General features: G+C 39.4%; 14 protein-coding genes. 6 read left to right on the top strand and 8 right to left on the bottom strand.

Translation table 11 applies throughout. The features are described from left to right. The gene (locus tag NSMS1_RS13495; RefSeq protein ID WP_224093993.1) at positions 1–363 is read left to right on the top strand and encodes a DUF4864 domain-containing protein; all 363 of its coding nucleotides are present in this window, start codon (positions 1–3) and stop codon (positions 361–363) included. A 133-nt stretch (positions 364–496) separates the two neighbouring features. Here the strand turns inward: NSMS1_RS13495 and larE are convergent, their stop codons facing one another. Together larE and hrmK are read right to left on the bottom strand one after the other, a co-directional pair. Continuing rightward, entirely contained in the window at positions 497–1330 is an 834-nt protein-coding gene (gene larE / locus NSMS1_RS13490; RefSeq protein ID WP_224093991.1) for an ATP-dependent sacrificial sulfur transferase LarE, read from the bottom strand. A 131-nt stretch (positions 1331–1461) separates the two neighbouring features. Beyond that, on the bottom strand, positions 1462–3273 hold the full coding sequence (gene hrmK, locus NSMS1_RS13485; protein WP_224093989.1) for a hybrid histidine kinase/response regulator HrmK: 1812 nt from the start codon (positions 3271–3273) through the stop codon (positions 1462–1464). 195 nt (positions 3274–3468) lie between these two features. Between hrmK and NSMS1_RS13480 the strand changes: the two genes are divergently transcribed. Further along, on the top strand, positions 3469–4335 hold the full coding sequence (locus NSMS1_RS13480; protein ID WP_224093986.1) for a branched-chain amino acid ABC transporter permease: 867 nt from the start codon (positions 3469–3471) through the stop codon (positions 4333–4335). Positions 4336–4461: 126 nt separating this feature from the next. Here NSMS1_RS13480 and NSMS1_RS13475 read toward each other — a convergent pair whose 3' ends face one another. Together NSMS1_RS13475 and lipA are read right to left on the bottom strand one after the other, a co-directional pair. Next, positions 4462–4596, bottom strand: coding sequence for a photosystem I protein PsaX (locus tag NSMS1_RS13475; RefSeq protein ID WP_224093985.1), 135 nt, complete (start codon positions 4594–4596; stop codon positions 4462–4464). Between the two features lie 197 nt (positions 4597–4793). After that, positions 4794–5696: a lipoyl synthase gene (lipA, locus tag NSMS1_RS13470; RefSeq protein WP_224093984.1), complete on the bottom strand. Its 903-nt coding sequence runs from the start codon at positions 5694–5696 to the stop codon at positions 4794–4796. 142 nt (positions 5697–5838) lie between these two features. Between lipA and NSMS1_RS35080 the strand changes: the two genes are divergently transcribed. The 3 genes from NSMS1_RS35080 (at position 5839) to NSMS1_RS13460 (ending at position 8617) form a co-directional block, all read left to right on the top strand. Beyond that, a complete protein-coding gene (locus NSMS1_RS35080; protein WP_263432577.1) occupies positions 5839–5964 on the top strand; it encodes a hypothetical protein in 126 nt (41 codons plus the stop codon). A 6-nt stretch (positions 5965–5970) separates the two neighbouring features. Further along, positions 5971–6627, top strand: coding sequence for a response regulator (locus NSMS1_RS13465; RefSeq protein WP_224093983.1), 657 nt, complete (start codon positions 5971–5973; stop codon positions 6625–6627). Positions 6628–7054: 427 nt separating this feature from the next. Continuing rightward, positions 7055–8617 carry an NAD(P)H-quinone oxidoreductase subunit N gene (locus NSMS1_RS13460; protein WP_224093982.1) on the top strand — a complete coding sequence of 521 codons (1563 nt, stop codon included), beginning with the start codon at positions 7055–7057 and terminating at the stop codon, positions 8615–8617. Positions 8618–8755: 138 nt separating this feature from the next. Here the strand turns inward: NSMS1_RS13460 and NSMS1_RS13455 are convergent, their stop codons facing one another. From NSMS1_RS13455 to NSMS1_RS13445, 3 genes are all read right to left on the bottom strand, one after another. After that, complete coding sequence (locus NSMS1_RS13455) at positions 8756–9790, bottom strand: sensor histidine kinase (protein ID WP_224093981.1); 1035 nt, start codon at positions 9788–9790, stop codon at positions 8756–8758. Positions 9791–9805: 15 nt separating this feature from the next. Further along, positions 9806–10957 (bottom strand): FIST signal transduction protein, encoded by a 1152-nt coding sequence (locus NSMS1_RS13450; RefSeq protein ID WP_224093980.1) that lies wholly within the window; start codon positions 10955–10957, stop codon positions 9806–9808. 224 nt (positions 10958–11181) lie between these two features. Further along, entirely contained in the window at positions 11182–12492 is a 1311-nt protein-coding gene (locus tag NSMS1_RS13445; protein WP_224093978.1) for a response regulator, read from the bottom strand. A gap of 174 nt (positions 12493–12666) precedes the next feature. Between NSMS1_RS13445 and NSMS1_RS13440 the strand changes: the two genes are divergently transcribed. Next, positions 12667–12837, top strand: coding sequence for a hypothetical protein (locus NSMS1_RS13440; RefSeq protein ID WP_224093976.1), 171 nt, complete (start codon positions 12667–12669; stop codon positions 12835–12837). Here NSMS1_RS13440 and NSMS1_RS13435 read toward each other — a convergent pair. Beyond that, positions 12800–14029 carry a response regulator gene (locus NSMS1_RS13435; RefSeq protein ID WP_224093974.1) on the bottom strand — a complete coding sequence of 410 codons (1230 nt, stop codon included), beginning with the start codon at positions 14027–14029 and terminating at the stop codon, positions 12800–12802. The two genes, NSMS1_RS13440 and NSMS1_RS13435, sit on opposite strands and share 38 nt — an antisense overlap. Between the last annotated feature and the right edge of the window lie 29 nt (positions 14030–14058).

Here is a 14058-nt window from a genome sequence, read left to right as displayed (position 1 = left end):
ATGGAAGTTACCGAGCAAGATTTTATTACTATTAGGTCTGTGATTGAAAAACAATTGGCAGCCTTTCAACAAGATGATGCTCTTGATGCTTTTGCTTGTGCAACTCCAGCTATTCAAGAGCAGTTTCAAAACCCAGACAATTTCTTGCGGATGGTAAGCATGAGTTACCCGGCTGTCTACCGTCCTCGCTCAGTATTCTTTGAGAAAGTTACCACCATCCAGGACAATATCACCCAGCCAGTGTTGCTTTTATCGCCTGATGGTGTTCCCCTAAGAGCTTTATATTTTATGGAGAAACAACTGGATGATAGCTGGAGAATCAATGGTTGTATTCTTGTGTCGGTGGAAGCGGAGAATTTTTAGTCATTGGTCATTAGTCATCAGTCATTAGTCATCAGTCATTAGTCATCAGTCATTAGTCCATAGTCAACAGTCCATAGTATTTTTTTCTACTTTTCTAGTTACCTGAAGTTATTTCATTTTGAATTTTGTAGCTTTAGCTTCTCGTAGAGTATTTTGAATTTTGAATTGATAAGACTTGGTTTAATTTGCCACTACGATAACCTTCTAAGTCTAGGGTGGCGTAGAGAAATCCAAACTCTTGAAATGCGTTAACTATAGACTGTAAATCTGTTGTGAGGACAAAATCTTTGATTTTTTCTGGTGGTAATTCAATGCGTGCTGTGTCACCTTCGGAACGGACGCGCAGATTTTGCCAACCTAATTTCCTCAGATAAATTTCGGCTCTACCTACCCTTTGTAATTTGGCGATGGTAATTTCTTCACCGTAGGGAAAGCGGGAACTAAGACAAGGTTGTGCTGGTTTTTCCCACCAAGGTAAGCCTAATTGATGGGAGAGTTGTCTTACTTCTGGCTTAGTAACGCCAACTTCTGCTAAAGGCGATCGCGCTCCTCTTTCTTTTGCTGCTTGAATCCCCGGACGATAATCGTGTAAATCATCAGCGTTTACCCCATCTACTACGTAAGGATACCCCATTTCTAACGCCAAGGGTTTTAAGGTATCGTGTAATTCGCTTTTGCAGAAATAGCAACGGTTCACGGGGTTTGATGTGTAATTGGGGTTGTCCATTTCGTGAGTTTGGACAATTTTATGAGTGATACCAATCGTTGCTGCTTGAATTTTTGCGTCTTCCAGTTCCTCTGGTAACAACGAAGGCGAAACCGCAGTCACAGCCAAAGCGCGATCGCCCAACACATCATAAGCAATCTTCGCTACCAAAGTGCTGTCCACACCCCCAGAATAAGCAATCAAAGCCTGTCCCATTTCTGCAAATAAAGCTTTTAATTGCTCAAGTTTTTCAGTCAACATAATTTCCCAATTGCTGCCACAACCTATATATTGTAGTCATTGGTCATTGGTCATTGGTCATTGGTCATTGGTCTATAAGTCCACAGTCAAAAGTTATTCTCCTCCCTCTCCCTCATCTTCCCCCACTTCCCCTACTCACTTCTCAAACTATACTTAGCCACCAGACTAGCCAACAGTTTTAAATCGATTGGTTTGGAAATGTAATCATTGGCTCCAGCCGCTAAACAGATGGAGCGATCGCCTTTCATAGCCATTGCTGTTTGGGCAATTACAGGAATCTGTTGATATTCGGCTTTTTCTCGTAATTGCTTAACTACATCTAAACCATTACCATCTGGCAATCTCACATCCATTAAAATTACTGCTGGCTGTTTTTGGGCTAGTGTCTTCCACATTTCATCAGCATTTTTTACCCAAGTAACTTGATATCCTAATTTGCTCAGATGAATTTTGATCAATTCACCATTGGGTAAATCATCTTCTACTAATAAGACTTCTTGGGAAATGCTAGGAATCATATCTTCAGAAGATTTTGCTTCTTTATCCTCATCGTCTTCTGCAACTAATACTTCTCCATACTGTTTTAAAGGCAAGATAATCGAAAAACGAGAACCATGATTAACTACAGATTCTACTTCTACTGAACCGCCGTGAATTTCTGCCAATTTACGAGTTACTACTAACCCCAAGCCAGTACCTTCATTGCGAGTAACTAAAGAATTGGGAATTTGAAAATAAGGTTGAAATAATAAAGCAATATTTTCTGGAGATATGCCACTACCAGTATCCCAGACTGTAAAGTGGATCAATAAATCTTCAAGTTTAACCTTTAAGCCAACACAGCCCTGACTAGTAAATTTAACTGCATTAAATAGTAAATTTAAGAGCATTTGCTTGAGCCGTAAAGGGTCAGCAATCAAAATTTGTGCATTTGGATCTATTTCCAAAGACAATTTCAACCCTTTATTTCCAGCTTTCTCTTTTACTAGTGATAATACGTTTTGACAAAGTTCAGGTACATTTACTTTTTCCCACTGCACTTCTAACTGATTAGCTTCAATTTTGGAGAGATCCAAAATATCGTTAATTAAAGCCAACAGATGCTTACCACTGGATTGAATAATATTTAGATACTCGTGATGGCGTTCTCTTGTTGGGTCGTAGCCTTGGGCTAAAAGTAAGTGAGTGAATCCAATAATTGAACTTAGAGGAGTGCGAATTTCGTGACTTGTATTCGCCAAGAATTGGTTTTTTAGTTGATTAGTCCGCTCTAGTTCCTGATTAGTAATATCTAAGTTTTCCGACTGTTGCTGCAAAGATTGTATCTGCTTGAGGTGAGACAGCACTTTGACACATTGCTCGGCTGCTCGCTCCATTAATTGTATATTAATTTGCGGATGTGATGTAGTAAATGTTGTGTCATGAAGCTTAAGGTTTTCTGTTACCAAGAGTAACCACCCAATCACATCACCAGAATCATCTGTTAATCGCCAAGCTTGTGGCTGTTGTTGCTTTTCTAGTTTCTGTAAATCTTGAAGTTTAATGACTTGGTGCAGTTGCAACCGCAATTTTTTCTCTTTGTTGGGGATTTCTTCTAAAAGTAGAGATTGAGAGCTAAGAGATAGGGAACGAGAAATATAGTAAACTTTACCAGCTGCCGTTTGCGGTTGACATAAAGCAATAGCCACGGCACACTGTGGCAAACCCGTGCTGCTATTGTTCAAAGCCAGATCGAGTTCATTCACCACAGTTTGGAAAATATCCGCTTGCGTGATTGGCTGAACGGTGTTAAATGCAGACTGTAGGCGATCGCTCAGGCGGCTTTGTAGCTGGTTCAAGCTGCGTTCCAGCCATAACTCAGCCCGCAACTGCTGACTCGTTGCCAACACTGGCGATGCCTCTATCTTTGAGTTGTGTTCTGGTAAGCTTGAATACTGCTGCATGGTCAACTAGACCGTTTAATAACTGGAGTTTTACGAAAAATGCCACAACATTTCTATGTATATTAGCTCACAATTTTTTTTTGTCGATAAATCGTAACTTTCTAAGCTCGATGCTGACTAAGTAAAACGAATTTTTTATCGTCACTTACCCTCCCAAAATTACTATAGGTTAGCTTAATTTAACTAACAAAAAATATGGATACACAAACGATTCAACTGATTGTCAACGGCATTGCTGTAGGGAGCATTATTGCTCTTGCAGCTGTAGGACTAACTCTTACTTACGGGATTTTACGGTTGTCTAATTTTGCCCACGGTGATTTTTTAACTTTAGGGGCTTATTTGACTTTGTTAGTTAACTCTTTTGGAGTGAATATCTGGTTATCGATGATAGTGGCAGTTGCAGGAACCGTAGGCGCAATGTTACTGTCAGAAACATTGTTATGGTCGAAGATGCGCTCAATTAAAGCTAATTCCACTACTCTTATTATCATCTCAATTGGGCTAGCGTTGTTCCTGCGTAATGGAATTATTTTGATTTGGGGTGGTAGAAACCAAAACTATGATCTACCTGTTACCCCAGCTTTGGATATTTTTGGTGTCAAAGTACCGCAAAATCAACTGCTAGTGTTGGCTTTAGCCGTGTTATCCATTGTCGCTTTGCATTACCTGTTGCAAAATACCAAAATTGGTAAAGCCATGCGTGCTGTTGCCGACGATTTAGATTTAGCCAAGGTTTCTGGAATTGATGTAGAGCAAGTAATTTTCTGGACTTGGTTAATTGCTGGCACTGTCACATCATTGGGTGGCAGTATGTATGGATTAATTACAGCCGTCCGTCCCAATATGGGATGGTTTTTGATTTTGCCTCTATTCGCTTCCGTAATTTTAGGTGGGATTGGCAACCCCTACGGCGCGATCGCCGCAGCTTTCATTATCGGCATTGCCCAGGAAGTGAGTACACCCTTTTTAGGTTCGCAATACAAACAAGGTGTAGCCCTCCTAATCATGATTCTGGTGCTGCTCATCCGTCCCAAAGGTTTATTCAAAGGCACGATGTGAGCAACACCACTCCACTTGGCTAGTGACAGGGGAATCAATCAGTTATCAGTTATCAGTTATCAGTTATCAGGTTTTGTTCACTGATAACTGTTGACTGTTAACTGACACACCTACTCCCCAATTTAACTACTCAATAATGTGGAAGTAGTAAGCGGCTACTAGGAAGTTAACAGCCAGTAGTAACAAAGCCCAGCCTGTACGAAAAGTATAGGGTGGTTTTGCTCCGGTATCGGGAACTGCGGGAGCTTTTGCTTTAGCCATAAATCGGTTCTCCTTATGTCATGACTTTTTCAGAAATACCAAACAGAAGGACAAAATATCAAAATTCTTTAAAAATATTTGTGAGAATTAGCAAATTTGTCATTGGTCATTGGTCATTAGTCCATAGTCAACAGTCCATAGTCCATAGTCCATAGGATTTTTTTCTATCTCCTACCTCCTACCTCCTGCCTCTTGCCTTACTCCTCCCCAGCGTGATAGGAACTCCGCACCAGTGGCCCGGAACGGACATGGCTGAAGCCCATTTCTTTGGCTATTGTGCCTAGTTGGTCAAATTCTTCTGGTGTCCAATATTTTTGGACTGGGAGATGTTCTAGGGATGGGCGCATATACTGACCGATGGTGAGGCGATCGCACCCTACCATTCTTAAATCCTTCATCGCTTCGATAAGTTCGTCCACAGTTTCCCCATGTCCCACCATTAAGCCTGATTTTGTAGGAATTTGGGGATTGATTTCTTTGACTAGGGACAAAACGTTGAGTGAGCGATCGTATTTAGCTCCCCGACGCACTCGCCCAGTTGAGCGACGTACTGTCTCAATATTGTGGTTAAAGCAGGCTGGTTCGGCTTTAACAATCATTTCGATGCGTTGGCGCTGTCCTGCCTCTCCTGCGCCTGTACCGCCCCAGAAATCGGGTGTCAGCACTTCAATTTGTGTACCTGGATTTAACTGGCGGATTGCCTCCATTGTTTTGACAAAATGGCTTGCGCCTTGGTCTGGCAAGTCATCACGGGCGACGGAGGTAATTACCACGTAGCGCAGCCCCAAAAGCTGGACTGATTCTGCTACCTTCTGGGCTTCCTCTGGGTCAATTGGCATTGGTGCATGACCCTTATCGACTTGACAAAAAGCACAAGCACGGGTGCAAGTCGGCCCCATAAGTAGGAATGTAGCCGTTTTTTGGGAATAGCACTCACCCCGATTCGGACAGCGACCTTCCTCGCAAATTGTATGAATTTGGCGCTGCTTAATAATGCGCTGTACTGTCGAGAGTTCACTGGCTTTACCAATAGGACGGCGTAACCAACTAGGCATCGCCGTAATTTCCGACTTAAACTGAGCAGGTTGAGAAGAAGTCATAGGTCGATAGTTTAATGAAGATAAAAATAAATATCACTTGTAATAGTAGCTGGCGATACTCTGACAGTTCTAGGGGTGCTAGGGAAAATACTGTTGACTGTTGACGATGGACGAATGACCAATGACTAATGACTAATGACCAATGACAACTAACATTTATACCGAAATATACTATCCCCCAATCAATAACATTGTTGGATATAGTGGGAGCATTCTCACGGTCATTCGGCGTAGCCGCTATTTAAACTTAAATATTCTTTTAGAGTAATCAGTTGTGGCAAGTAACAAAATTCTAGTTATCGATGACACTACCGTAGTCAGGGTCAAAGTACGGGAAATGTTGCCTCCTGGCAATTTTGAAGTATTAGAAGCTAAGGACGGTTTGGAAGGGATTAATCTCATCAAGCAAGAAAAACTGAGCTTGATCATGTTGGATTTTCTCTTGCCTAAATTGAGCGGTTGGGAGGTATTTCAACAAGTTCAAGCTAATCCAGAACTGAGAAAGATTCCTTTAGTTATTATGTCTGGTCGGAAGGAAGAGGTGACGGAAAAAATTACCGAACCTTTTGAATACTTTGAATTTCTGGGTAAGCCTTTTGATCAGAAACAGCTAATCAATGCGATTAAGACAGCAATGACTAAGGCTAAGTTGTCGCGTCAGGAGTTAGTAGGAGTTGGTGCTACTGCTAAGAATGGTAATGTAGCCACTGCTGCTGTTAACAGTGGTGGGGTAGCAACTATTGCTCCACCTGCGGTTGCTGCACCCACAATTGCTGTACCGACTACAGTAGCCACTGGGGAAACAAACGCCGCGACAGCAGCAGAAATTCAAGCACTTAATGAGAAAGTTGCCAAAATGCAGGCAGAAATCGAAGGCTTGAAGAAACAACTGGCACAAGTGGTCACTTTTATTAAGCAAAAAGTTAAGTAGCATCGCTAAATGCCAACAACGCTATGCTGTATTAAAAATTTACGAAGTTGCAAAATTATGTAACTTTAGCTGTCAAGCAAAATTTTTTTTTGCTTATCAGCGTCATAAAAAATTTGATAATAGCGATCGCTATCTGTTTTTAGTTTAAAGTTACACTTGTTTCCTAATTAGCCTGCGCATTGCCGTAGGCTAATGTTTTTTTAATCGGCTCTCAAGCTAGAAATATTACATTTCAGCATAAAATCATCTAATGGTATGTATAGTGAGGGTGCGTCACCAAAAGCTACCACGCTCCTAGTGAGCGGTTTTGAGCCGAAAGTGAGCATAAATAAAAAGCTAAAAAGATAAATGCAACTTTGGTCAAAGACAATGGATAGAATGAACTAAAGTGAGCCTTGATTTCTAATCGCCAAAACCTATATATCTCATGGATTTTGCTAATCTTGCAGCACAATTAAATGCTGGAACAATTTTGCCAGAGAGTATTGTCATTCTTACTCTCATGGGGGTTTTGATTTCTGATTTGATTTTAGGGCGTACATCCTCGCGCTGGATTGGATATCTGGCGATCGCCGGGTTACTATCGGCGGTTGTAGCCCTGTATTTCCAATGGGATGCTGTAAATCCCATCGCTTTTAGTGGTGGCTTTAGTAGTGATGACCTCAGCATAGTCTTTCGCGGCATCATTGCCTTATCTGCCGTCATTACAATACTGATGTCAATCCGCTATGTAGAACAAAGTGGTACTCCTTTAGCGGAGTTCACCGCCATTTTGTTAACCGCTACCTTGGGTGGGATGTTCCTCTCCGGTGCTAGTGAGTTGGTAATGATTTTCATCTCCCTAGAAACCCTGAGTATCTCCTCCTATCTGTTAACAGGTTATACCAAGCGTGACCCCCGTTCTAATGAGGCGGCGCTGAAATACTTGTTGATTGGAGCTTCTAGCACAGCAGTATTTCTGTATGGCGTGTCACTTTTATACGGTTTATCAGGTGGACAAACCCAACTGAGTGCGATCGCTGACGGCATCATCGCCGCTAACGTTGGTCAATCTTTAGGTGTCGTGATTGCCCTCGTTTTCGTCATCGCGGGTATTGGCTTTAAAATTTCCGCCGCACCCTTCCACCAATGGACACCAGACGTATATGAAGGCGCTCCTACCCCAGTAATTGCCTTTTTATCCGTTGGTTCCAAAGCGGCCGGCTTTGCCCTAGCTATTCGCTTGTTAACTACAGTCTTCCCTTACGTTGCTGAAGAATGGAAGTTTGTCTTTACAGCCTTAGCAGTTCTCAGTATGATTTTGGGTAACGTCGTCGCCCTAGCCCAAACCAGCATGAAACGGATGCTTGCTTATTCATCCATCGCCCAAGCTGGGTTTGTGATGATTGGCTTGATTGCTGGTACTGATGCCGGATATTCCAGCATGATCTTCTACTTGCTGGTTTATCTATTCATGAACCTGTGCGGTTTCACCTGCATTATTCTGTTCTCCCTACGAACAGGAACAGACCAAATTGCCGAATACTCTGGGTTATACCAAAAAGATCCACTCCTCACACTAGGTTTGAGTATCTCCTTGCTTTCCTTGGGCGGTATTCCTCCCCTAGCTGGTTTCTTTGGCAAAATTTACTTGTTCTGGGCTGGTTGGCAAGCTGGGCTTTACTGGATGGTCTTACTAGGCTTAGTTACCAGCGTTGTCTCCATCTATTACTACATTCGTGTAGTCAAGATGATGGTAGTCAAAGAACCCCAAGAAATGTCCGAGGTAGTCAAGAATTACCCCGAAATCCAGTGGAATTTACCTGGATTTAGACCGTTGCAAGTGGGTTTAGTAGTCACCTTAATTGCTACTTCCATCGCCGGCATCTTATCCAATCCACTTTTCACCCTGGCAAACAACTCTGTTGCCAATACCGCTATCTTACAGCCAACAAAAGTGGTAAGTACTCAGGTAAGTGCTATTCCTCCTGAGAAACCAGAAGGTTTGTAAGTTATAATTCGATTTGCACTTGGTATCCCCGATTTTTTCTTAAAGTCGGGGATATTTTGTTATTAGTCATTGGTCATTAGTTATTAGTCAATTAGTCCATAGTCAATAGTATTTTATTCCTGCCTTCTCCCTAGCCCCTCACACCGATTCAATGGGGAGAGTAATGACAAATTCAGAACCTTCTCCCACAACTGAATTGACTTGTAATGTTCCCCCATGTTTTTGAGTAATAATTTGTTGCGCGATCGCTAGTCCTAAGCCTGTTCCTTTACCCACAGGTTTAGTAGTAAATGAATGAGCAAATATTTTTGATTTTATATCTTCGGGAATACCACAGCCATTATCTCTGATTCTAATTAAAATAGAATTATTTTCTATATTTGTCGTAATAATAATTTGATTATTTCTTTGCTGAATCTCTACAAAACTCAATCCTAAGTTAGACTCTTCTAAAGCATCAACAGCATTAGCCAAAATATTCATAAATACCTGATTTAATTGTCCTGGAAAACAATTAATTGCCGGAATTTCACCATATTCTTTAATTACTTGGATTTGGGGATGGTCTTGATTAGCCTTTAGACGATGTTGAAGAATGCAAAGGGTACTATCAAGACCTTCGTGAATATCAAATAGTATTTTATATTCTGTATCTGATCTAGAAAAAGTCCGTAAACTGTTGCTGAGATTACTAATACGAGTAGTTCCTTCTTTCATTGAATCAATTAATTTAGGTAAATCTTCACGTATATACTCAAAATCTATTACTGCCATTTCTGTTTGAATTTCTGGGCATGGATTGGGGTAGTGCTGTTGATAGAGGTTAATTAAGTGAAATAAATCATGAATATACTCAAATGCTGGGTTTAAATTACCAATGATAAATCCCACGGGATTATTAATCTCGTGTGCCACATCGGCAACCATACTACCTAAAGCAGCCATTTTATCTTGCATTGTTTGCAGATGAAAGAGGGTTTTTTCTAATTCATTACTTCTTCTTTCTAACTGAGTTTTTGATTCTTGAAGTTCATCAATTACCGTCTTCAACAAAGCTTCTTTCTTAGAATTAGTTGCCTCCAGCTTCACTCTGTCAACTTCAGAACGTTCTAATTTTTTCTGAAGTATTCTATTAGCTTTTTCCAGGTCTTTAATTTTCTGCTCACAATCCATAATACTCCTACGCTTTTAATGAGTGCCTAAAATTAAAGTGACAAAAGTTTCATTATGAAATTGTGTTTGACCTGTTGATTCTAGCGGCGCAATCTCACCATTAGAATAAAAACCACAAGCTGGTAAAGTCTTATTAATAAGATTTTTAGTATTTAGATACTCTTGTTGCGTTTGTGTACCTAAAATTTGTCGCCTAGCTACACAAGAAAAGAAGAGAACTCCGGCTGGTTCTTTACCTGGATAATTATTGAAAGCAGTCATGAATGATGTTTGAGAAGCGGCTAAAATATCTTGCTTACCAGCTTCAGCCATTTGGATGCTTGCTTGTGCAGGAATATCAGCAAAGAATGTAACACTACCTGTTTGTTCATCGTAAGCGATCGGCGCTCTTAAATAAAAGTTGGTTTCGTCATGAGTAAACACGGCTACAGGATTTTCTATAGATGGCGGAAGTTCACCAAGATAATACCGATAGAACTCTAAAGCAGGTTTACCGTCTATTTCATAAACGATATTTTTATCTACTTTGGTAACTTTGCTAGTTTTCCCAATAGGTAGCCAACCACTAGCGACTCCGTGGGAAAATAAGACTTTTCCACTAAATAACAAAACTGGTACAGCATCAGTGAGAACTTCTGCTTGAAAGAATTGGTAGGTGTTTTGATATGCTGACTGATCTGCGGCTAAACCACCAAAGATAGGAAACTTTTCACCTAAAGCCATTTTCAACCCATCTAATATAGACACACCACTAGTTGTCAGGCTTTCTGGATGGGTTAAACATAACTGAGGCGTAGTTGTGCTTTTGGCTTTGGCTTGTTCTACAGCTTCCTTCGTCGCTAAAATGGGGTTTTGTGAAACCTGATAACCTACCCCTGCACGAATTTCGACTTCATCTGAACAGAACAACATTAAAGTAATTGAGTCCTGCTGAAACTCCAACAATGATGAAATTTCTCCGTCTGTAGTTCCACCAATCAATTCAATCCCAGGAAAAGCTTGATGAATGTTTTGCAAGATTAAGGTATGTTCAAAGTCAATGGCTGCAAATAAAATTCCCGCCTGGGGTAAATTTCCTTGCAGAGAATTTTTTGACTGGAGGATTACTTCTTGAACTGCTGATAAAGAGTCTGGATCATTACTATGACATACTACTATCTTTAGCATCGAATTTATCTATGGTATTTTAATATCTACAACAATATAGTTCCCTAGTTTTCAGCAGAGATTTACATACCAGATAAATTTAATATGAACTTGCACTAAACTATTCGCAAAGTTAATGCTCTTAGATAGAAATATCCAATTATTAGATTAACACATATATCTTTCCAAATTGGCTAGAAATATTGTTGCTCAATATTAGTTTATATAAAAAACAAACACTATTACTATTCAACAGGAATATAAATTATAAACTCGGCTCCTTTTCCTATCTCTGAGTTGACTTCAAGCTGACCACCATGTTTTTGAACAATAATCTGCCTAGCGATTGATAATCCTAAACCTGTACCTTTACCTACATCTTTAGTAGTAAACAAACTATCAAAAACCTTTACTTTATCTTCATTAGAAATTCCTATACCATTATCTTTAATCTTAATTACAGCGTAGTTTTTATCTTCACTCAAAATTGTTTGAATAATGATTTCAGGATATATATCTATCTCACTATTTAATACTACTTTACATTTACTGTTAAATGATTCATCCAAAGCATCGATAGCATTGGCTAGGATATTCATAAATACTTGGTTTAATTGCCCAGGAAAGCAGTTAATTAAAGGTAGCTCACCATACTCTTTCTTGATTTTAATATCAGGACGAATTTCAATACTTTTTAATCGATGTTTAAGAATTAAAATGGTGCTATCAATACCTTCATGTATATTAAACTGAATCTTGTTTTCTGTATCTGCTCTAGAAAAAATTCGTAAACTCTTACTAATATCTCGAATGCGCTGCATACCTTCCTTCATAGAAAAAATTAAGTTAGGTAAATCAGAACGCATGTAATCTAAATCAATTGCATCAATTTCATTTTGAATTTCTGGTACGGGATGAGGATAGTTTCGTTGATAGAGGTCTATCAGATGAGTCATGTTTTCTAAGTAGGTGAGAGTATGACCTAGATTTCCATAGATACAACTAACTGGGTTATTAATTTCATGAGCTAAACCAGACATTAATTGACCAAGCACAGACATTTTTTCTTGTTGTACAAGCTGGAGTTGAGATTCTTGTAAATCTTGTAATGCTTGATTCAGTTCAAAGGTACGTTCAATTACTCGATTTTCTAAGTTTCTTGTCAAGTTTCTCAGTTGTAGATGTGTAGAAATACGTGCTAATACTTCTGCTTTATGGAAAGGTTTGGTAATGTAATCAACAGCGCCTAAACTTAACGCCTCTACTTTACTATCTGTATCAGTAATAGCTGTCATGAAGATGACGGGAATATCTCTAGTTTGTGGATGATTCTTCAATTGCTTACAAGTTGCAAGTCCATCCATTATTGGCATCATCACGTCTAATAAAATTAAATCTGGTAATCTAATTTGTATTTGTTCAAACGCTTTTTTTCCATTGCTTGCTGTAGCTACTTCAAAACCTGCACTAGTTAGTGCTTCAGATATGATTTCGAGATTGGTTAGGGTATCGTCTACAACTAAAATAAAATTATTTTCAACTGATGTATGAGACATTTGATTTAACTGTGTTTTCAGAAGGGAAAGGTTTTTATTACTGGGTGTTGAGTACAGTAGAAAATCTTATCAGTGTTTATTTCTGGTATTTGATACTTGTTTTGCATCTTCACTACCCATTAATAAGTTTTCCCCGTAGATATGAATTACTAACGGGGATGGAGGAGATGTGGTATGGCTAAACGCCACGCTCCGCGTAGCTTGCTTCCACGGAGTGGTACGGCTACGCTCACCAACCGGGGGATGAGGGAGATGAGGGGGATAAGGAAACTTCAAAACTCATCACGCGCTAAACGCGCCGCTACCGCTAACAGCACTCATCACTTATTTGCTGAATGGGGATAGTGATTAAAAATTGTGCGCCTTTGCCAGGGGTGGATTTTACTTGTAGAGTACCACTGTGTTTTTCTACTATGATCTCATAGGCGATCGCTAAACCTAAACCAGTACCTTTACCTAAAGGCTTGGTAGTAAAAAATTGCTCAAATATATTTTGTTGCGCTTCTGAGGGAATACCAACTCCGTTATCAGCAATTTCCACTAATATCGATTTTGTATCATCCGTAACGGCTGTGCGAACCCAAATTGTTAGTTCATGAGTTATTTGAGCATTAATTACTGCCTCTTCTAAGGCATCAATGGCATTAGAAAGCAGATTCATGAATACTTGATTCAGTTTTCCGGCGTAACACTCTACCAAAGGTATATCACCATACTCTTTAATAACGTTGATTATTGGTCTTGTTGGTGAAGCTTTAAGGCGGTGGCTTAAAATGATGAGTGTGCTATCAAGACCTTCATGTATGTTAAATTGCTGAAATTCTACATCTTCTAATCTAGAGAATAAGCGCAGCGATCGCACAATTTTTTCCACACGCTCAGTTCCCATTGCTAACGAAGATAATAAATGTGGCAAGTCTTGTTTAATAAAATCTAATTCAATCTTTTGAGAAAATTCTTGAATTTCTGATATGGGATTAATTGTATGGTCTTCGTATAATTTAATTAATTCTAATAAATCTGTAATATAATTTTGAGCATGAATCAAGTTGCCATAAACAAAATTGACTGGATTATTGATTTCATGAGCAATACCTGCAACTAATTGTCCTAAAGCAGACATCTTTTCTTCTTGCGCTAACCTTAGCTGAGTCCTGCGTAATTCTAAGTGAACGTTGATTCTCGCTAATACTTCTTCATGTTGAATCGGTTTGGTAATGTAATCTACTGCTCCCAGTTGTAACCCTTTGACTTTATCAAGTGTATCAGACAGAGCAGTCATAAAAATTACAGGAATATCTTTAGTTCTAGTGTCAGCTTTTAGTTGACGACAAGTTTCAAATCCATCAATTCCAGGCATCATTACATCCAATAAAATTAAATTGGGTAATGCTTCTTTGGCTTTAGCTAAGGCACTTTGTCCATTTTTGGCTACAGAAATTTTAAAACCTGCCTGATTAAGAATGTCAAATAAAACTTTGATGTTAGTTGGAATATCATCTACTATTAAGATTGAGTTGTTGATGGGACTGCTCATCTGATAATCCTGGAAAACATCTTAGTTTT

The organism is Nostoc sp. MS1 (assembly GCF_019976755.1).
Lineage (GTDB): Bacteria > Cyanobacteriota > Cyanobacteriia > Cyanobacteriales > Nostocaceae > Trichormus.
This window is presented reverse-complemented; position numbering and strand designations above follow the sequence as displayed.